We start from the raw sequence: 20,015 nt of genomic DNA on the forward strand, positions 1-20,015 counted from the left end.
ACGGGGCACACCGGGCGCCCCTCACCGTTCAGTGCCCCGGAGATGGCACGACCTCCGCGCCGGTTCCCCGCTCAGGGAAAAGATCCCCGGCGACGCTCACCCAGCACTTGTGGCGCTGCCGACCCCCCAGCGCTCGCGGCGCTGCCGACTACTGCCCGTGCCGACGACGCCTTCGCCACATCAACCAGGCGGCGGCGAGCGGTGCCATCGCCCACGTCGTCGACGCCGCGCCGGCACCAGCTCGGCAGCCACATCCGCCCTCGTCGCCTGCTCCTTTCACGCCGGCCCCCTCCCCCTCTTCTTCCTCTTCCTCGCCCGGGCCTTCGCCCGGGAGGGGCGGCGGCGCGCTCCGCAGCCAGCCCACGGTGCGCTCCACCAGGGTCTCGTTGCCGGCGAGATCACGGACGCTCGCTCGGACGATCTGGGCGTCGTCGGTCAGCGGCGCGGCGAGGTCGAGATGCACCACGCCGTGCCGCTGCGCCTCCGTCGCGAGGTTGCGCTCGCATGCCCCCCCTTGGACGAGACAGACCTCGAGCGACGAGGGATCGATCCCGCTGCCGAGGTCCACCGTCCCGACGTGCAGCGCGGTCACCGTCTCCCCCGACACCGTGGCGGACAGGTGCAGCGTCGGGAACTGCGTGTCACGGGCCTCTTGCGGACCACCGGGGGAGCCGATGTCGATCCAGCGTGCGAGGAGGCCGAGCTCCTCGGGCGTGGTGTCCGTCGGGTGCGCCGCACCGAAGTCGATGTCGCGCAGATCCGCCGCATCGGAGGCGCCGTACGTGTCATCGGCTCGCTTGTCGGTGCGCCGGTTGGCCGCCTTCCAGTACAGGAGGCTCCCGAGCGCGTTGAACGCGCGCACGTAGCGGGTGAGCTGCGGGCGCCGGAACGTGATCCCGCCGCTGCCGGCGCCCGTCTCGTGCCGCAAGGCGTCCGGCACGCAGACCTGGCTCCTGTCGCCCACGAGGCAGTACCACGTCGCGCGGCTGTCCCGATCGACGCCCGGGCGATCGAGGGCGAGCCCGGCCGCCGGCGATCCACCGCCGTGACAGCTCACGCAGCGCCGCTCGAAGAGGGGCATGACGTCGCTCACGAAGTCGATGGCGAGCCCGTAGCCCTCCTCCGTGCGCGTCTGCACCTTGCCGTCGCCGTCGCGTCCAGCGAGCAGCGGCACCGTCCCCTCACCCAGCCGGTGGATCTCGTACTCGGGCGTGGCTGCGAAGCTGTTCGCGAACTCGACGCGCGCGGGCTTCGAGTGGACGTGACAGCCGCCGCAGGTCTTCTGCTCACCAGGGCGCAAGCTCTGCCACGTCTGGTCGGTGTTGAGCGTGCGCCCATCGCAGTCGATGCCTTGCATCAGGTACGGCACGTCGGCGGGGAACCGCACGAGGAAGCTCGTGTCGGGATGACCGCTCGGGTCCATGCGCGCCGTCCCGTCGGCGTTCGTGTTCCGGACCGGGAACTCCCCGAGGATTCGCACCCGCTCGCCAGCGACGTTCGAGAGTTCCCGGTAGGTGTCCTTGCTGCGGTTCGGCATCACCCCGAGGATCCGCACGCCGCACAGGTCGTCGTCGTCGTAGTCGATGGTGTCGGTCCCGTGGTTGTGGAACTGGTGCTCCCCCTGGAACCGGATCCCGCCCCGCGGATGCGTCTCGCGATCGAGGATCGACGCGGCGCCGAGCAACCCGAAGGGTGTGCCCACCTCCAGGGCGGCGTGCTGCGCTCGGACATCGGCGCGCGCGATCACCGTCGGGCGCTCGACGCCGTGGATCGCGGCGTACGGGACGAGCGCGCGCGGCTGGATCTCGTGCCACGCGCGCTCGTCGACCATCAATTCGAGATCGTTCGGGTGGGACGAGGGGATCGCCGTCGCGCGGTACAGCCCGGCGTCGCAGCCGGGCGTGTCGAGCGCGAGCGAGGTGAGCACGTTCATCGCCGTCCCGCTCCCCGAGCCGCTCGTGAGCGGCGGCCGCGGGCGACCCAGGCTGTCGAACACCGACGGGCTGGCCACCGTGCTGCACGCCCCTTTGCCCCACACGACCATCAGCCCGCCGTCGGGGAGCGCGCTCGGGTGACCGACCTTCCCCGCGAACGGCATCGGGTCCGCGTACGTCGGGACGCTGATCGCGGGCGCCGGCATCGGCTTCGCCATGCTGTCCCCGCTGGTCGTCCAGGGCGCGAAGCGCACCATGTCGCGTGGCGCGTAGACGTCACCGAAGGCCGGCGCCTCTTCTGCCGAGATCCCCTCCTGGTCCAGCGGCTCGGGCATCATGCCGAGCACCTCGCCCAGGCCGTTGTTGTTGCCGCGGTAGTAGTCCGCGAACCAGACCCGTGCGTCGCTCGTCTGCGTGACGAAGTGCGCCGCCTTATGGTCCACCCCGACGCTCGAGATGGGCTGGTGGTCACCCGCGTGCTGACCGAAGAAAGCGAACTGGTGCGACCCGTCGGGGTTCTGGGCGAACAGGTGGAAGAGGTTCCCGATCGTCGTGAACCCGCCCGGCGAACCGTTCGTGTGCCGGAAAGGCAGCCCGCCGAAGAGTTGCCAGCTCGAATGGAGCACGCGCCCGTCACGGAGCACGAACGGATGCTGCTCCTGCGCCAGCGAGTGGTGGCTCGCGATGTCGAGGTTGTTGCCGTCGAGGTCCATCGACCAGATGCGCGTCCCCGGGCTCGAGTTGGTCGTACCGAACACGAGCGTCGACGTGTGACCGTCGCGCGTCGACGTGAAGGCCAGGCGACCGTTCGGCAAGAAGGCAGGCCCGGTGTCGAAGGTGCCCGCCACGTGCGGCAGCTCCCTGACCGTACCGGACGCGACGTCGACCACGTAGAGCTGCGCCTCGGTGGTCGCGAGCAGCCGGTTGGGCAGCGAGAAGCGCGTGTTCGTGGTGTTCTCCGCGAGCGGATCCACCACCCGCGGGTGGACCAGCTCCGACCCTGGCCGCAGCTCGCCTCGGAACACCGTGAACGCCACGGTGCCCGCATCGAACGACACCGCCGGGTCCATCGCGGCACACGCCGCGGCATCCGTGGACGTCGACGAGCAGTCGTACAGGACGCGCTCGCTTCCGGCCGCGTCGTGCAGCATGAGATCACACGGCCCCGAGAACCCGCTGAGGAAGTTCGTGACGTCCGGTAGCACATCGTAGACGTCGAGCCCGGTCATCGTCCGCGTCGCCGTCCGCGTCTGCCCGTCGACCACCACGTCCATCTCGACCGTGAAGGTCTCCGTGGTGCGCGCACACCGCACGTACACGAAGGGCGTCTCGTCCGCCTGCGCGGCGGAGGTCCACAGCAAGGAGGTCCCGACGAAGGACGCGACCAGCGCGCGAGGATGGAGCGTTCGCATGGTCGGCCCATGCTACGTGTCGAGGTCACGCTTTCAAGGCTCGCTCCCGACACCGACACGCCAGAACACGACATCGAGGTCACCATTCACGACACGCCCGATGTCGCTTCGTGGAGGTACCTCGACGTCGCGACCGGGCGAGACGCCCCGCACGACCCTGGAGGCACCACGCGCACGAAAGGCGCCTGCGGTTGACAGCCCTTCACCTCGCTGCTGAGCTGCCGATGCGGACCCTGGCTCGCCCTGATTTCAGCGATGCAGAAAGAGTATCTGATCCCCACGGCCATCCTCGTGGGCTGCACCATCATCGGCGCTGGCGTCTTCTTCGGGCTGCGCAGCCAGCCTCCCTCGCCGGTCCCATCGGCCCTCCCGCAAGCTTCCGCGTCGGCACCGAGTCCGCAGACGGGGCCCGCAGCCCAGCCCCCTTCCGTGCCCGGCCTCGGCCTCGCCCCCGCGCCCGTCCCCCCCGCCGTGCGTCAGCAGGTCGTGGACGAGATGCGGAAGCAGCTCGAACGACAGCGGCCCGACCTCGTGAAGACCTGCTGGACGCCGTTCGCCCAGAAGCAGCCAGAGCCTCCGAAGGCGAAGTACCTCTTCAACAGCACCTTCGATTCGAGCGGCAAGGAGATCGCGCGGGGCATCAGCGAGGTGGAAGGCATGGAGCGACCCGAAGCCGGCCACTGCCTCCGCAGCCGACCCATGGACCTGCAGGTATCCCCCACCGGCCACTACGTCGGCGTCGAGGTGGAGTTCTTCCTGCCCTGAGCGGCGAGCGTCTCTCCGCGCGTCACCCCTCGATGACGTAGTCGAGCGTGAGCGGGACGCGGCTCCCGCTGGCCGCGAACCCTCCTTCACCCATCAGGCCTCGCAGCTCGCCCGTCGCCGAGCCCTGGACCACCAGCAGGGTGGCCTTCGCCACGCCGTCCTCGAACGTCCCGAGGTGGCGCAGCACGAAGCTGCCCGACTTGCCTCCCACGCGACCGACCACCCGCTCCAGACCGACGAACGTGGCCACGCCATCGTCGCGGTAGGTCATCAGGTACTCCAGCGTCCCCTCGCCCTCGATCTCTCCGCTGAACCTCGTCGTCGCGTTCACCCGGGCGATCTTCGGCAGGCCCTCCACGGGATGCAGCGGGGTCTCGTCCCACGACCGGATCTCGTACGTCGCGCTCGCGTGATCGCTCATCGCCATCGCCTCCTTCCACCAAGGTCAGGGTCCCCACCAGGTATGCCCCACCACGGGCTCGAAGGCGCGAGAGGGCGAGCTTCCCGACCTGCTCTTCGGGCGCAGCAGCCATGGCTCGGATGCAGCGGTCGCTGGGCTGGAATTTCACTGTGACTGGATGAGCAAGCTCGCCTTCTGGAACAGGCGTCAGCGCGCGCAGCCATCGGCAGGGTGACTTCGTCACCTGGCCGGCACGGCGAGCGCCGGGACCCGGGGCGGCCGCGGCCCGGGGCGCGGAGGCGAACGACGGGGGCAAGGCACGGGATTCCTGGGCGCGGGAGCGCGCGGACGAGGCGGGTGTCACCGATCACAGGCCTCGGTCGTCACCGACGCCCTCCGGTCGAGACACGGACCAGGTGGCGGCGGACGACGCTCCTCTACTGGGCCGGAGCGTGACCAGGTCGTGTCGACGAACGCCGGGGGGTCGTCCCGCGGGACATGGTCGCGTCGGTCACTCACGGGGCCCATGCAACGGCGAGACATGGTCGCGTCGGCCACTCACGGGGCCTGTGCAACGGCGAGACATGGTCGCGTCGGCCACTCACGGGGCCTGTGCAACGCGTCCCCGGCGGGGGATTCGGGCGAACGAGCCTCGCCAGCGTGTCCGAGAGGATGTTTGGACGGATCTGGACGACACGGAGGTGAGCAGCAAGCACTCTGGCAAACACAACGACGCCATACCGCAGGGACGAATCAGCCAGACGGGATGGCGCCAGGGGCGTTGATTACGAAGGGGACATCCAGGCGCAGGCGCTGCGCTTGCGTCAGCCTACTCGTCGAGTCCACCGCGCCCGCGTCGCTCACCGCGCTGGAGACATGGCGGGAGACGCTTCCTGCGCGTCACCGTGCGGAGCTGAAGTGGATCGTCCCCTCGGTGCGAAAGCTCGTGTTCCGACACAGGACACAGGGCGTTTTGGTGAGGAAAGCGCCGACGACCCACAACAACAGAGACTCGTCGAGCGCGTCGCCTGGCTTGCGATGGAGGACCAGCTCCGCCTCGTCGGGCTGAGCATCGACACCACGACGGACGATGCCGAGCAGCTCGTCCTCGACGTCATCGCCGGCAAGGTCGACGCCATGGGCGCGTTCGACTGGCTCGTCCCTCGGCTCGTCGCGACGCCCTGAAGGATCGCATCGCGACGCTCACTCCAGGTTGTAGTCGACGGGCAGCATCGGCGCGGGGAGCACTTCCTCGCCCAGGGCTTCGAGCAGGTTGATCTCGATGGTCCGCGCCATGGCGCTCAGCGGCAGATCGTTCGGGGCCAGGCCGAAGGGCTCCTCGATCTCGTCGCCCACGGCGTCGAGGCCGAAGAAGGTGTACGAGACCAGGCCCACGACGAGGGGGGTCATCCGGCCGATGGACTCCACCAGGCCGAACGGCAGCAGGAAGCAGTACAGGTACGCGGTCCGGTGCAGGAGGAGTGAGTAGACGAAGGGGATGGGGGTCGTCTTGATCCGCTCGCACGCCGCCTGCACGTGGGTGAAGCCGTTCAGGCGCGCGTCGAGGTGCAAAAGCAGGATCTCCGAGACCAGGCCCTCGCGCCGGCACGCGAGGAGATCGGCGCCCAGGGATGTGACCATCGCGTTGGGCACGTTCGAGGACCTCAGGAAGGCGTCGATCTCCTCGGAGGTGTGGGTCGAGGCGAGCGAGGGCTCCATGCCCTCGCGATCCTTGATTCCCCGGAGGTGGTCCTTCAAGGCGTGAACGAAGGCGATCGCCTTTCGCACGAGGCGCACCTGGCGGGCTCGCAGCACGTCGGCATCGGCGTCGAGGCTCATCAAGGTGAGCACCTCGCGCGCGAACGAGCGGCTGACGATGACCAGCTCGCCCCAGAGTTTCCGCGCCTCCCAGTAGCGGTCGTAGGCGGCGTTGTTGCGGAAACCGAGGAAGATGGCGAGGGCGAGGCCGATCAGGGTGAAGGGCGCCGGGGTGATGGAGATCGGCGTCCTCGCCGGGTCCATGGTCCAGTAGACCACGAGGCAGGAAAGCACCATCGTGGCGCCGATCTGCGGCAGGATCCTCGGGACGACCGAGCCGCGCAGGATCAAGAACAGGCGCCAGAACGAGGGCCGCTCGCGGACGATCATCGCGGCGCATGATAGTGCCACGCCGCCCTCACGAGGGGCGCCCTCACCGAACGAGAAAAATCGGGGAAGCTCACCGGCAGGTGGAAGAGCTCAGCCCTCGGCGAGGGGTGCCGAGTGGTGCTCGTGCGCGATGAGCCAGCGCCCGCGGGCTTTGACGAGGCCGAGCGTCAGCCGAACGGCGAAGTCGTTCTCGTCGCCCACCCGGACGAGCGCATGACAGAACGCCGCAGCGCCTCCGGCGGTGATGCTCAGCTCCCCGAGGGTGAAGCCACGATGAGGACCCCCGGACAGGAACGGCTCCCAGGCCGCACGGTACGCGGCGAGCCCCGTCCGCTGCAGCGGGAGTGGGACGTCGAACATCACGACGTCCATCGTGTGGTGCGCGAGCACCCCGTCCATGTCGCCGTCGCGAACGGCCTGCGCCCAGGCTTCGACGAGGTCTCGGATCGCCTTCTCGTCGGTCGATGGGGTCGTCGTGTCCTCGGCTCCGGCCTGGCTTGCAGAGGAGGCCACGGATAGCTCGCGGCCCGCCTCTCCGGAGGCGCGGGGGCCTTCCTCGGCGTGAGCGGGGTGCGGCGAGGTGGCGAGCAGCGCGTCCAGCGCGAGGTAGCTCGTCTCCAGCCCCTCCGTCATGCCCGACGAGAGCATGCCGTCGCGCTCCTCGGAGGTGTGGAACAGCGAGGTGGTCACGAGCCTCGTGCGGCCGTCACCGAGGTCCTCCAGGCGCGTGGTCTCGATGACCACATGGCCAGGCATCCCGTCCCACGAGAAGGTCTGCACGAGGGTCTCGGGAGGCGACACCTCACGGAAGCGTCCCTCGAAGCCGTGGACGCCATCGGGCGCGTGCTCGACGAAACGCCAGTGGCCTCCGCGCTCGACCTCGAAGCGCTCGACGACGAGCCGGTTCCCGCGCCCCCACCACTGCGCGACGAGCTTCGCATCGGTCAGCGCTCGCCAGACATGCTCTCTCGGCGCGTCGAAGACACGCTCGGTCCGGACCTCGCGATCGCTCGGGGTGGCGACGAGCAGGGAGGCGCCTCGATTCCTCACTCCGCTCATGACGAGGCCCCCTTGTTGCGCTCCAGGAACGCGCCGAGACGATCGAGCCGGGCTTCCAGCATCCCGCGGTAAGAGGCGATCCAGGCGGCCGCCTCGTCCAGACGGCGTGGACCGAGCTTGCATCTGCGGACGCGACCGACCTTCTCCGTCATGACCAGCTGGGCGTCCTCGAGGATGTGGACGTGTTTCTGCATGCCGGTCAGGGTCATGTCGAACGAACTGGCAAGCTCGCTGATGCTCGCCTCACCGTGGCAGAGGCGCTCGAGGATGCCTCGGCGGGTTGCGTCGGACAGGGCACCGAACGCGGTGTCGAGCGGTGAAAAACACTGAACCATATGGTTCAGCATAGGGTGATGGAGGCGGGAGCGCCATGTCGTCGCCCTCTCGTCGATGCGACGCTGAAGCGCCTTCTCACCGTTGCGCTTCCCGGTGATCTCCGCTGTTCTCGCGCCCCCATGACTGGCCCGAGCGACGACGATGCTGCACCTGTGAGCCCGGATCCTTCCGGCGCCTCGGATCACCCCCAGGAGCACGAGGGTCGGGTCGCTCGGGTCCACGTGCTCTCGCAGGAGCGCTTCGATGGCGCGTGGCTCATGGCGCCGGCCGCTGCGGCGAACTTCATGAGCATCGGCGCGGAAGAGGAGGTGAGGATGGACCAGGAGCTGTTCCTCCGCGCCTACCTGCACCGCGCGCGGCCAGAGCTGCTCTCTCGCCTGTCCTTGCCGGAGGCGACGCGGCTCGTCTCGGTGGAGGTGAGCCTCCCCATCGAGGCGCTGTCGCGCCGAGCGAAGCGTGATCCGCTGGTCGCGTTCGTGTGCGTGGTGATCCCGGCCAAGGACGGGGATGCGTGGGTGATGGTCCCCGCGGTGGGGCACACGTTCTACGTGCAGCGCGGCGAGGAGTTCGAGGAGGTGGTGCGCCACGAGGTGCGGCGACTTCTGGCGTCGCAAGAGCTGTCGGCCTGGGTGCTCCGGGGCCTCCTGCCGACCAGCGATGCAGCGCTGGACGTGATCCAGGTCCCGCTGGAGCACAAGGCGCAGACCGGCAGGGGGGCGTCACGGATGGAGGCCATCGCCCGCGAGGCGCGGCGCCGGAAGGCCATCGAGGTGCTCGAAGGGGCGTCGACGCGGTTCCAGGTGGAGGGGCGCTTCGGGCCGCCGCCGCTGGTGGGGCGGGACGCGGAGCAGTCGCGGCTCACGGCGCTGCTCTCGGGCAAGGAGCGTCTGGGGGTGCTGCTCGTGGGGCCGGAGGGGTCGGGCAAAGGGGCGCTCATGCGCGCGTACGCGCACGGCTCGGACCGGCCCGTGTTCGCGACGAGCGGCGCGCAGCTCGTGGCGGGAATGAGTGGGTTCGGAGAGTGGCAAGAGCGGGTGTTCGCGGTGATGGCGGCCGCGCAGGAGCTGGACGCGGTGCTCTACATCGATCAGCTCGAAGACCTGCTCTCGGCACACGACGAGGAGGGCGCCGTGGATCTCGGGGGAGCGCTCCGGCCGTTCGTCGACGGGAGCAAGGTGCGCCTCGTGTGCGAGGTCCGCGAGGATCGGGTCGACGCGCTGGAGTCGCGGCACTGGGCGTTCTTCGCGGCGCTCAGCCGGATCCCGGTTCCGGCGCTCTCGCCAGCGCTCACGCGAGAGGTGCTCTCGCGGCGCGTCCAGCACGACACGCGGGCCGAGCCGCTCCGGCCTCACCTCGCGACGGAGGCGATCCCGGCGCTCGTCGATCTGTGCGAGCGCTATCTCCCGTACGCCGCCTTCCCGGGCAAGGCCGTGCGGCTCTACGAGGACATGCGCGCGCTGCGCGAGAAGGAGCAAGGTCACGGAGGGACGGCGATCACGCTCGGGAAGGAGCAGCTCTACGAGACCTTCTCCATGCGCACGGGGGTGCCGGAGTTCCTGCTGCGCGAGGATCTGCCCCTGCGGGTCGAGGAGCTGGTCTCGCGCCTCGGCCGCACGGTGATCGGTCAGGAGCAGGCGGTGCGCGCGCTCGCGGAGACGATCGCGGTGGTGAAGGCGGGGCTACAGCCCGCCGGCAAGCCGCTGGCGACCTTTCTCTTCGTGGGGCCGACGGGCGTCGGGAAAACGGAGCTGGCTCGGGCGCTGGCCGAGCTGCTCTTCGGGTCGGCGGAGCGGATGGCGCGCTTCGACATGAGCGAGTTCATGACACCCGATGCCGCCGATCGGTTGATCCGGGGGACGGATCGCGACGCCGGGCTGCTCACGCGGCGGGTGCGGGAGCAGCCGTTCTGCGTGATCCTGCTCGACGAGATCGAGAAGGCCCACCCGGCGGTCTTCGATCTGTTGCTCCAGGTCTGCGGGGAGGGGCGCCTGTCGGACGCGCGCGGGCAGACGGCGTACTTCCACAACGCGATCCTGATCATGACGTCGAACCTGGGATCCGCGGAGCGGCGGACGCGGTCGGGGTTCCTCGGAGGCGAGGCGAGCTTCGGGGATCACTACACGCGGGCCGTGGAGGCGGCGTTCCGGCCGGAGATGGTGAACCGGATCGATCGGATCGTCGCGTTCCGGCCGCTGAGCCAGGCGGAGGTCGTGGAGGTGGCGCGGGTGCTCATCGAGCGCATCGCGTCGCGGCGGGGGCTGGTCGAGGCAGGGGTGGGGCTCACGTTGAGTGCACGCGCGCTGCGTCGGCTGGCGAGTGACGGGTTCTCCGAGACGTACGGCGCGCGCGCGCTGCGGCGGCACCTGGAGGAGCAGCTCGTGGCGCCCGTGGCGCGGGTGCTGTCGGGCCTCGGCGCCGGGGCGCGGGATCTGCTGGTGCAGGTGACGGAGGCCGGGGAAGAGGCGGAGAGCGAAGGAGCACTCCAGACGGAGGAAGTGGGCGTCCAGCACGGGTCGGCTGGAAGCGACGGGGAGACGGGGCATGTGGTGGCGCGCGCTGGCGCCGGGGGGCTGCTGGTGGTGGCGCGCAAGCGGAGCCGCGTGAGGCGCGCGCAGCAGGCGTTCGGCTACGACGCCGTGAGTCAGGCACGCCGCGAGGTGGAGGCGTGGATGGAGCTGGATCCCATCGTCGAGCTGAAGGATCAGATGGATTTCCTCCTGACCCAGCTCAACACGATGGGGCGCGACCAGGAGCGCGGACGCAAGCGTCGGAGTGCCGATCAAAGCAAGGCACGCGCCCGCAGCCGTCAGGAGGAGGTGGCCGAGCTGCAGGCGGAGCACCACCGGCTGCAGACGTTGTGGGAGGAACTCACGCTGCGACAGGAAGAGGTCTTTCGCGCGGAAGAGGCGGCGATGATCGCGCTCTTCGAGGGCACGCCCCTCGGCCCGATGGTCCACACCTCGCGGGAGGGACAGGCGGCCTTCCGGAAGGTGCTGCCGCACGCGCTGACCGCGCTGCTGCCCCAGCGGAACGCGATCACCCTGATCGTGGAGGAGCTGGACCCGGGGATGTTCGGGCTCTGGCTGGATCCGCTGCTGCGGGCGATGACCGCACGGGGCTGGGTCGCCGAGATTCACCTCGACGGCGACAAGGCAGGCCCTCGGGACGGTCCCTGGCCGGAAGGTCGCCGCTGGGGTCCGCCGCGTTCCATCCCCGACGCGCTGCGCGCGCTCGAGGCGCCGAAGCGGTCGTTCCGCAATGTTCTGCTCCGCTGCCGAGGAGCCTACGTGGGCGCGATGCTCGCGCTGGAGGCCGGGCTGCACCGGATCGTGCTCACCGGAGAAGCGAAGGACCGCGGCGTCGTGGGGGACGAGGAGGACCGGGCACACGTGTACGTGCACGTCGTGGCGTTCGAGACCGCCATCACCGAGGCGCAGTGGTCCCACCCGACCCTCGCGCCGCCCCCCGCGGGCACGGCGTCGGGGCGCCGGAAGGGCGGCGCCGTGCGCGAGCACGATCACGGCACCGTGGCGCTGCACATCGCGGGGCGACGAGCGCGCATCCCCGTCGAGCCCGGGCTGCGCTGGGATCAGCTCGAAGAGGTGGCGCTGGAGCACCTGCTCTTGCTGGAGCAGCCCGGGAGTGGGCTCGATCGCGACGACGTTTACTTGCTGCCAGAGCTCTCCGAGGCGTCCGACGCCGCAGAGGACGGCTAGCCATGCATTTCACGATCCCTTTGTTCGAGCGCCGCACGCCACGGACCTACCAGACGGTGACGCTGGGCCTCGGGCCGCTCACCCTCACGCGCGAGGGCGGCACCGCGCATCGCGTGCTTCGCAAGCTCGTCGAGTCGCTCCAGGAGACGTTCGAGAAGACGCCCGCCGTGGCGCTCGCCCGGATCGAGATGGCGCGTGGTCTCCGGATCGAGCGGGTGCGGCTGGAGATGGTGATCGGCGCCGAGCGGCACAAGGTGAGCGGGGTGTTCCCGGTGATCCTGGAACCCCGGTGGGCCACCGAGGAGGAGAAGATCACCCTGGCGTACCACCCGGAGCGCCAGAACGAGGCGATCCCCATCGACGAGGACGCGCCGCTCGCCGGGCAGGTGCGGGCGCTGTTCCAGCAGGCGTGGGCGGACCTCGACGCGGTCGCGCTGGAGCAGCTCCAGAGCCGCGGGACCGAGCGGATCAAGGTGATCGGCTTCTCGTGCTCGCCACGGTCCGTGCTCTCGGACCTTCCGCGCAAGCAAGGCGACGCCGTCGAGGAGCTGAGCAGGTCGAAACGCAAGCGGCGCGCGCTGAAGGTGCTCCCGAAGCTCGGCGTGAACCTGATGACCCGGGCGGCATCGGGTGATCTCGACGGGGGGGTGCCGCGCAACCCGCACCGGGATCAGCTCGCTCACCTCCTCGGCCCGGCGCGCTCGCAGTCCGTGCTCGTGGTCGGACCGCCCGGCTGTGGCAAGTCGACCTCGATCCACCGCGCCGTGCTCGATGTCCTGGAGGCAGATGGATTTTTCACCCACCGCAACCTCGATCGCGTGCGCAGCGTGTGGCAGCTCAGCGGGCGTCGGCTCATCTCCGGGATGAGTCGGCTGGGGGAGTGGGAGGAGCAGTGCATCGAGCTGCTCGAAGATGCAGAGGGGCGGGACCTCGTGCTGGTGGTCGACGACGTGCACCATTTCCCGCGGCTCGGTCAGTCGCGGCAAAGTGCGCGCTCGCTGGCCGAGTTCTTCCGCGGTCCGCTCGGGCGACGGCAGCTCACGCTGGTCGGGGAGTGCACACCGGAGGAGCTGCGCATGCTGGAGCAAGAGGCGCCTTCGTTCGCGGCGCTCTTCACCCAGATCCATCTCCCCGAGGCCACGCGCGCCGAGTCGCTCCGGCTCATGCTGCGGGAGGCACGGGCGCTGGAGCGGCGGCTTCCGGTCTCGTTCGGGCCCCACGCGCTGCGGACGATCCTCGACGTCGGTGGGTCTCTGCTCACGTCGCGGGCTCTTCCGGGCAAGGCGCTGGATCTGCTCCGCGATCTGGGCAAGGCGCCCGGGCGCGTCGACGAGAAGACCGACCTGCGACTGCTGGGAGCGCCGGAGGTGCTGAAGATGCTCTCCGCGAAGACGGGCGTCCCCGAGGTGCTCCTGCAAGAGGAGACGAGCCTCGATCCCGGCGCGGTGGAGGCACAGCTCACGGCGCAGGTGATCGGTCAGCCCGAGGCCGTGCGCGTCGCCGCCGATCTGGTGGCGCGGGTGAAGGCGGGGATGACCGACCCGCGTCGTCCGTACGGGGTGTTCCTCTTCACCGGACCGACGGGGACCGGGAAGACCGAGCTGGCGAAGTGTCTGGCCGAGCTGCTCTACGGGAGCCCGTCGCGCTTGCTCCGCTTCGACATGAGCGAGCTGAGCGGCCCGGACGCAGCAGCGCGCTTGATCGGGGATCGCTGGCAGCCGGACGGGCTTCTGACACGTCGGGTGCAAGAGCAGCCGTTCTCGTTGATCCTGCTCGACGAGATCGAAAAGGCACACCGGTCGGTGCATGCGCTGCTCCTCCAGCTCTTCGAGGACGGGCGGCTGACCGACGCCGCAGGGCGGACGGCGCGCTTCAACCACGCGGTCGTGGTGATGACGTCGAACCTGGGTGCGCGCAGCCGAGGCGCGCTCGGCTTCGGGGAGGTGGGCGCCGGGGTGCGCAGTCAGGTAGCCGGGGAGGAGCGCATGAAGGACATCGCCGCGGCCGTGCGGGCGTTCTTCGCGCCGGAGCTGTTCAACCGGATCGATCGGGTGGTGCCCTTCCATCCCCTCACCCCGGAGGTGGCGACGGCCGTGACGCGGAAGGAGCTGGGGAAGCTGCTCCGGCGGCGCGGGCTCGCCGAGCGCAACCTCTTCGTGAGCGTGGCGGCGGGCGTGGCGGAGAAGCTGTCCGAGGTGGCGTTCTCCGCGGAGGATGGGGCGCGCTCGGTGAAGCGGGCCATCGAGGACCAGATCGGGAGCTTGCTGTCCGATGCGATCAGCGGGGCGTCGCAAGCGGCGATGCAGCTCCTGCGGGTCCGGGTGCAAGGCGAGGAGTTCGCGCTGGATCGGGAGGTGCTGGAGGAGGCGCCTCCGGCGCGCGCCCGCTGGGCGATCGAGCCGCTGCTCCACGCGCCCCCGGCGACGCTCGCGCGCGAGCTGGGTGCGCTGTCGGTCCGGATGATGGAGCTTTCGGAGAGCGAGGCGCTGGCGCAGCTCTCGGCGCGCATCCAGCACCACCTGGAGGCACACCGGCAGGGGCTCGGGGCAGGTGACGTCGAGGACGAGCGCACGAGCGAGGTGGTGACGCACGCCGAGGCGGTGTTCAACTTCGACGCGATGCGCGCCGAGGTGGCGGCGTTCGGTGCCGAGGTGGAGCACTACCGCAAGCGCATCGAAGGGGATGCCGAGGCGGAGCACATGCTGCTGGAGGCACGACGCTTCGGTCAGCAGGTGCACTTCGACGACCATACGGGAACACGCATGCGCCAGATGCGTATCGTGCGTCGAAGTCTGCTCGGCCGGCTGGAGCGCGCGCCCACCCGCACGGAGATCCTGGAGCAGCTCGCCGAGGGGTTCGCGCTCCAGCAGGTGCTGCGCAAGGTGGACGCGCCAGGGCAGCACGCGGTGGTGATCGAGCTGCTGCGCGCAGGGACGATGGACGATCGACCGCGCTTCTCGGAGGGGCGGCGTGGGGGTCTGCTCGAAGCGCTGGCCCGGGCGTATGCCGATGCCCGAGGGGAGGTGGAGGGGTGGGCTGCGCTCCAGGAGGGGCAGCGGGTGAGCCGTGGCGGCGGGGTCGCGGGGCTCGCCGAGGTGCTGGGCGGGGACGCCGAGGTGCTGGTGCTGGGTGTGGTGGGTCTGTGCGTGCTCGACTTTTTCGAGCTGGAGAGCGGGACGCACGTGTGGACGTCGCTGGGGCGAGGGCCGGAGCTGGTGCGGGTGCGCGTCTTGCCCGCGTCCCCTGGCGTGACGCCGCGCTCGGTGCTGGCGGATCACCTCGCCCGGAAGGCGGCGTTCGACGAGGCGACGCGGCGCGGAGGGGAGCTGGTGGAGAGCCCCAGCGCCCTCGGGCCAGTGGTGCGCACCTTCCGCTTCGATCCGCCAGAGCGGCCCGGGAGGAACGCGACGTTCGAGGTGGAGGACTACGTCATGGGGCACGCGGACAGGATGGAGGTGCGCTCCATCGAGCAAGGGCTGGAGCCGCTGTGGCTCCTGCGTCGGACACGGGAGGAGGTGTCGTCGTGAACGCCAAGCGCTCGCTCCGGGTCTACTTCACGACGCACGCCGATGGCCGCTTCACGGGCATCCTGCTGCGCACCTGGGACTGGCTCTTCGATCGTCCTGCGCCCGCGGCCTACGGGATCTCCGAGGAGGATGTGCTCGCGCAGATCGAGGCGGAGCTGCTCACGCTGACGGTGACGGAGGAGGACGACCTGGAGCGCTACCTCTGGGACGATGCGTTCGAGACCCGGACGATCACCGTCGAGGTGCATCCGGAGACGACGGTCGACAAGCGCACGGTCATCGGCAAGCGCCGGATTCCGCTGCGGCTCACTTACCTGTGGAGCAAGCTGCGCGAGGGCGGCTTCCGGGTGATGCTGCCCCGGTTCAACTGGTGGTTCATCGTCGAGGATCTCGCGAGCGCGCCCGAGGTGCTGCGGCACCGCGTCACCAGCGCGCTGATCGGTGAGTCGCAGCAGTCGCTGTACGACTTCCGGATGGAAGGGGAGGAGTATGTCCGCGCCTGGTCGCCCCGGCTGGCCCAGGCGCAGAACCGGAGACGCGCGGCCGCGAAAGACGCTCCCGAGCACGGGCGGACGCTCCAGGCCATCAGCGAGGAGCTGGTGGAGCGCGCCACGCTGCGCAAGCTTCCCCCCGTGGTCGGGGAGTCGCCGGAGCTGGAGGCAGCGCTGCCGCTCATCGACCGCACGACGCCGACGTCCATCTTGCTCGTCGGCGGCGCCGGCGTGGGGAAGACGACGTGGGTGTACCGGCTGGCCCAGCGGCTCGCCGCGTGGCGTCGCGAGCCGGACCGCCCGCGGCCTCCGCGCATCTACAGCACGTCCGCCGATCGCATCCTCGCCGGGATGAAGTACATCGGGATGTGGCAGGAGCGGTGCCTCGCGCTGGTCGACGAGCTGTCGCACGAGGGCGACTACCTGCACGTGGGCAACCTCTTGCCCCTGCTCCGCCCGCAACCGGACGGCGCGTCCCTCGCCGACCTGTTCCTCCCCGCCCTGCGCTCCGAGGAGATCAGCCTCCTGGCGGAGTGCACCGAGGAGGAGCTGGAACTGTGCCAGCGACGCGCGGCGACGCTGGTGTCTTGCTTCCAGGTCGTGCGGCTGCGCGAACTCGCGCACGCGGCCGTGCCCGCGCTGCTCGAGGAGTACGAGGAGAAGCGTGACCTCCACGTGCGCCTGCACCCGGCCGGCAAGAAGCGGCTCGTGCAGCACCTCTCCATGTTCCGGCGCGATGTGCTCTTCCCGGGCAAGGCGCTCCGCTTTCTCGACTGGCTCTCGCAGGAGGGGGCGTCGGTGGCCGGCGGAGCGCCGCGCAAGCTCTACCCGCGGGAAGTGTCGACCGCATACGCCCGTTATTCCGGCTTGCCGCTGGAGCTGATCGCCGACGACATCCCCGCCAGCGCCACAGCGCTCTCGCAGCAGCTCCAGGAGCGGGTGATCGGACAAGACGCGGCCTGCGCGGTCGCGGCCCGGGTGCTGTCCCGCTTCAAGGCCGGGATGAACGACCCGGAACGCCCCGCCGGCACGCTGCTCTTCGTCGGTCCGACCGGGGTGGGCAAGACCGAGCTGGCCAAGCAGCTCGCCCGCACCCTCTTCGGCGACGAAGAGAGGATGATCCGGCTCGACATGAGCGAGTTCATGCTACCCGGCGCGTCGATGCGGCTCCTCGCGACCGGGCCGGGCGTGGTCAGCCTGGCGCAGCGGGTGCGACAGGAGCCCCTCAGCTTGGTCCTGTTCGACGAGCTGGAGAAGGCACACGCCGAGGTCTTCGACCTGCTGCTCGGCATCCTCGGCGAGGGGCGGCTGACCGACGACGAGGGCCGCCTCGTCGACTTCCGGATGACCGTGATCGTCATGACCTCGAACCTCGGGATCTCCGATCGCGCCGCGGTGGGCTTCGGCGAGGGGAACCCACGCGCTCCGGGAGGAGGCCGCCACGCCATCCCCGCCGCCGTACGGGAGCACTTCCGGCCCGAGTTCTTCAACCGGATCGATCACGTCGTCCCGTTCTCGGGGCTGACGCGGGAGAGCTTGTTGCGCATCGTCGACCTCGAACTCACCCGGGTGCGCGGTCGGACCGGTCTCCTGCGGCGAGGTCTCCGGCTGCAAGCGACCGCCGAGGCCCGCGCGCTCCTCGCCGACCTGGGGTTCGACGCCCGCCGAGGAGCACGGCCTCTCAAGCGGGTCCTCGAAGAGCAGGTGATCACCCCCATCGCCGCCACGATGGCCGCCGACCCCACGTACCGAGAGCGCGACGTCGTGATCCGGGTCGAGGAGGGTCGGCTCCGGGTCGGGTAGGATTGCTCACGCAGACCGCGGCCGGGAGCGCTCACGCCACATACCGCCCCGAAACCCCGTCTCGAAAGGCCATCTCGAAAGCCCTTGCCGCGCCGCGGCATTGTGTTGTCCTTCGTTCTCGAAGGGTTGAGAGCAAACTCAACCCGTGCGACCCTCGCCCCCAGCAGCCCGTCGCCAGTTCCGGCAAACCGGGCGCACTTCGTACGTTGATCAGGTCGATCGGCATGGCCAAAGAGCGTGTTTTTTCCCTCGATGCCGTCCGCACCGATGGTTGGTTCGAGCGTATCGGTGAGGGCATCGGAAGCTTCCATGCTCTCTGTGACATCGTGGGCGAGGCCTTCTTCGCGTTCTCGATGATCACCGGGGCTCGCATCACCGCGCTCACGGTGGATCGCAGAAACCCAGACAACACCCTCGTCGACTTCGTCATCGCGCCACCGGGCGAGGAGGAAGACGTGGGCGACGTCCAGCGGCTCACGCTGGTGGACTTCCGTCACCGCCTCGTCGCGGCGCTCCTCACCGAGGAAGCGATGCCCCCGGCGCCGGAGCGCGACACCGATCTGGAGGGACTCCAGCTCCACATCGGCGTCCGCTACCTGCTGCTCGCGCCGCTCTACGGCTACAGCCTGCGCAAGCTGATGGTCGAGGGTCGCACCTCGCGTCTCCTGCTCCTGCGTGACGGCATGGAGGAGACCTACGAGCTGAACGACTATCGGGCCCGCATCCGCGCGCACGTCCGCGAGGAGCTGGACCGAGCCTCCGACCGGCAGAAGTCCGCCATCGACCTCACCAAGGTGGCCGACGCCGAGGTCGCCGCCCAGCGCGGCGAGTGGGGAAAGGTCATCCAGATCCTCGGCTCCTGGCCTGCGCCGCTCGCCATCTTCCTGCGCACGCCCGAGGGGCAGATGCTCACGCCAGAGGCGCGAGGTCTCATCGCCAAGGGCCTGGGCATGCTCGGGACGTCCTGCGTCAAGCTGGGCGAGGAGCAGCAAGGGGAAGAGGTGATGCGCCTGGCCGTCCAGTACGCGCAGGATGGGGTGGCCGCCGCCGACATCTTCCGCCGGCTGGGGGAAGCGATGCTGGAGGATGGTCGACCGGGCGAGGCGCTGGGACCGCTCCGGCGCGCCGCCAACCTCGGCTCACCCCCCAAGACGATCTGGCCCCTCCTCGCCAAGGCCTTCGTCGCGCGCAAAAAATACCTGGCGGCGCTCGCGTGCATCCGGGAAGCCCGGACGGCCGGGGTCGGAGACGCGGAGCTGCGCACCGAGATCCAGGAGATCGAGGCCACCCTCGGGCCGGCACTCACAGCCTGGCGGGGGCTCATCCTGGCCTCCAGCCGTCCCTGAACGGTCGCGGCATCATTGACACCCCCCGGGGTGCCAGCTAGATCCCGGCCCCATTCACCGGAATACGCTGGATTTTTTGCCGCCCGAAGCCCAGCCGAACATCCGACCGAGATGAAGCCTTTGTCCGGGGGCGAAGCGACCTAGGTACCCGATGGCCACCTACATCCCGCTCCTGCTGCTCTTCCTCGTCGCCGCAATCATCGCCCTCGCGATGTTCGGGCTTTCTTCGTTCATCGGGCCGAAGAACCCGACGCCGGAGAAGATGATCCCCTACGAGTGCGGCAGCGAGTCGACCGGCGGGCGATTCGTCAAGCCGAGCGTCAAGTTCTACCTGACCGCGATCCTGTTCGTGGTGTTCGACCTGGAGGCCGTGCTCATCTATCCGTGGACGCTTCAGTTCCGGTCGCTCGGCTGGGTCGGGCTGGCGACCATGGGCTCGTTCATCGCGTTGCTCGTCGTCGGCCTGCTGTACGTGTGGAAGAAGGGAGCCCTCGAATGGGAGAAGTGAAAAACACCACGACCAGCGTCCGGGTCCTCGAAGGCTCCGAGACGGGGTTCGCCACGACCAGGCTCGACGCGCTGCTCGGCTGGGCGAAGAAGTACTCGCTGTTCCAGTACCCGTTCGTCACGGCCTGCTGCGGGATGGAGTTCATGGCCATGGCGAGCCCGCGCTTCGACATGGCGCGGTTCGGCGCCGAGGCGCCCCGCTTCTCGCCGCGACAGGCGGACCTGCTCTGGGTGGTGGGCACGATCAGCCAGCGCCAGGCGCCCGCGCTGCGCCGCATCTACGAGCAGATGACGGACCCGAAGTACGTGCTCGCCTTCGGCACGTGCGCGTCCTGCGGCGGCTTCTACGACAACTACACGACCGTCCCGGGGATCGACAAAGTCATCCCTTGCGATGTGTACGTGCCGGGCTGCCCGCCGCGTCCCGAGGCGGTCCTCGACGGGCTGATGCTCCTCCAGGACAAGATCGCGCGCGGTGACCGCACGCCCGCCGTGGTCAAGCCGCGCTTCGATCCCGCGAAGCATGGCGAGGAGCTGCTCCAGCTCCAGCGGAAGGGAGGAGGCTGAGCGC

13 protein-coding genes and 1 pseudogene are annotated in these 20,015 nt (G+C 69.8%); 8 read left to right on the forward strand and 6 right to left on the reverse strand.

What is annotated here, in order from left to right; genetic code table 11:
* Positions 1-148: 148 nt before the first annotated feature.
* On the reverse strand, positions 149-3,346 hold the full coding sequence (locus CMC5_RS39575) for an HzsA-related protein (protein WP_050435262.1): 3,198 nt from the start codon (positions 3,344-3,346) through the stop codon (positions 149-151).
* 255 nt (positions 3,347-3,601) lie between these two features.
* Between CMC5_RS39575 and CMC5_RS39585 the strand changes: the two genes are divergently transcribed.
* Complete coding sequence (locus CMC5_RS39585) at positions 3,602-4,111, forward strand: hypothetical protein (protein WP_050435264.1); 510 nt, start codon at positions 3,602-3,604, stop codon at positions 4,109-4,111.
* A 22-nt stretch (positions 4,112-4,133) separates the two neighbouring features.
* On the opposite strand, the gene CMC5_RS39590 is transcribed toward CMC5_RS39585, so the two are convergent.
* Positions 4,134-4,532 (reverse strand): DUF3224 domain-containing protein, encoded by a 399-nt coding sequence (locus CMC5_RS39590; RefSeq protein WP_063796748.1) that lies wholly within the window; start codon positions 4,530-4,532, stop codon positions 4,134-4,136.
* A gap of 1,017 nt (positions 4,533-5,549) precedes the next feature.
* On the opposite strand from CMC5_RS39590, the gene CMC5_RS45510 reads away from it, so the two are divergent.
* Complete coding sequence (locus CMC5_RS45510) at positions 5,550-5,696, forward strand: hypothetical protein (protein ID WP_156339219.1); 147 nt, start codon at positions 5,550-5,552, stop codon at positions 5,694-5,696.
* Between the two features lie 18 nt (positions 5,697-5,714).
* Here CMC5_RS45510 and CMC5_RS39595 read toward each other — a convergent pair whose 3' ends face one another.
* The 4 genes and pseudogenes from CMC5_RS39595 to CMC5_RS39605 form a co-directional block, all read right to left on the reverse strand.
* Entirely contained in the window at positions 5,715-6,659 is a 945-nt protein-coding gene (locus CMC5_RS39595) for a bestrophin family protein (RefSeq protein ID WP_050435266.1), read from the reverse strand.
* Between the two features lie 90 nt (positions 6,660-6,749).
* A complete protein-coding gene (locus CMC5_RS49040; protein WP_342673975.1) occupies positions 6,750-7,172 on the reverse strand; it encodes a YybH family protein in 423 nt (140 codons plus the stop codon).
* A gap of 69 nt (positions 7,173-7,241) precedes the next feature.
* Positions 7,242-7,718: pseudogene (locus tag CMC5_RS49045) on the reverse strand (SRPBCC family protein); the annotation flags it as partial.
* On the reverse strand, positions 7,715-8,053 hold the full coding sequence (locus CMC5_RS39605) for an ArsR/SmtB family transcription factor (RefSeq protein WP_050436395.1): 339 nt from the start codon (positions 8,051-8,053) through the stop codon (positions 7,715-7,717). The gene CMC5_RS39605 and the pseudogene CMC5_RS49045, both read right to left, overlap by 4 nt.
* Before the next feature lie 153 nt (positions 8,054-8,206).
* Here CMC5_RS39605 and CMC5_RS39610 point away from each other — a divergent pair, with 153 nt between their 5' ends.
* The 6 genes from CMC5_RS39610 (at position 8,207) to CMC5_RS39635 (ending at position 20,011) form a co-directional block, all read left to right on the forward strand.
* Positions 8,207-11,770 (forward strand): AAA family ATPase, encoded by a 3,564-nt coding sequence (locus CMC5_RS39610; protein WP_169796799.1) that lies wholly within the window; start codon positions 8,207-8,209, stop codon positions 11,768-11,770.
* Between the two features lie 2 nt (positions 11,771-11,772).
* Positions 11,773-15,297: an AAA family ATPase gene (locus CMC5_RS39615; protein ID WP_050435268.1), complete on the forward strand. Its 3,525-nt coding sequence runs from the start codon at positions 11,773-11,775 to the stop codon at positions 15,295-15,297.
* Positions 15,294-17,591, forward strand: a complete 2,298-nt coding sequence (locus CMC5_RS39620; RefSeq protein ID WP_245678131.1) for an AAA family ATPase — start codon at positions 15,294-15,296, stop codon at positions 17,589-17,591. Before CMC5_RS39615 ends, CMC5_RS39620 begins: the two co-directional genes overlap by 4 nt.
* Before the next feature lie 224 nt (positions 17,592-17,815).
* Complete coding sequence (locus CMC5_RS39625) at positions 17,816-18,937, forward strand: tetratricopeptide repeat protein (protein ID WP_050435270.1); 1,122 nt, start codon at positions 17,816-17,818, stop codon at positions 18,935-18,937.
* 151 nt (positions 18,938-19,088) lie between these two features.
* Positions 19,089-19,445 carry an NADH-quinone oxidoreductase subunit A gene (locus CMC5_RS39630; RefSeq protein WP_050435271.1) on the forward strand — a complete coding sequence of 119 codons (357 nt, stop codon included), beginning with the start codon at positions 19,089-19,091 and terminating at the stop codon, positions 19,443-19,445.
* Positions 19,433-20,011: an NADH-quinone oxidoreductase subunit B gene (locus CMC5_RS39635; protein ID WP_050435272.1), complete on the forward strand. Its 579-nt coding sequence runs from the start codon at positions 19,433-19,435 to the stop codon at positions 20,009-20,011. Before CMC5_RS39630 ends, CMC5_RS39635 begins: the two co-directional genes overlap by 13 nt.
* Positions 20,012-20,015 lie beyond the last annotated feature (4 nt).

It is taken from the genome of Chondromyces crocatus (assembly GCF_001189295.1).
Taxonomy (GTDB): Bacteria; Myxococcota_A; Polyangia; order Polyangiales; family Polyangiaceae; genus Chondromyces; species Chondromyces crocatus.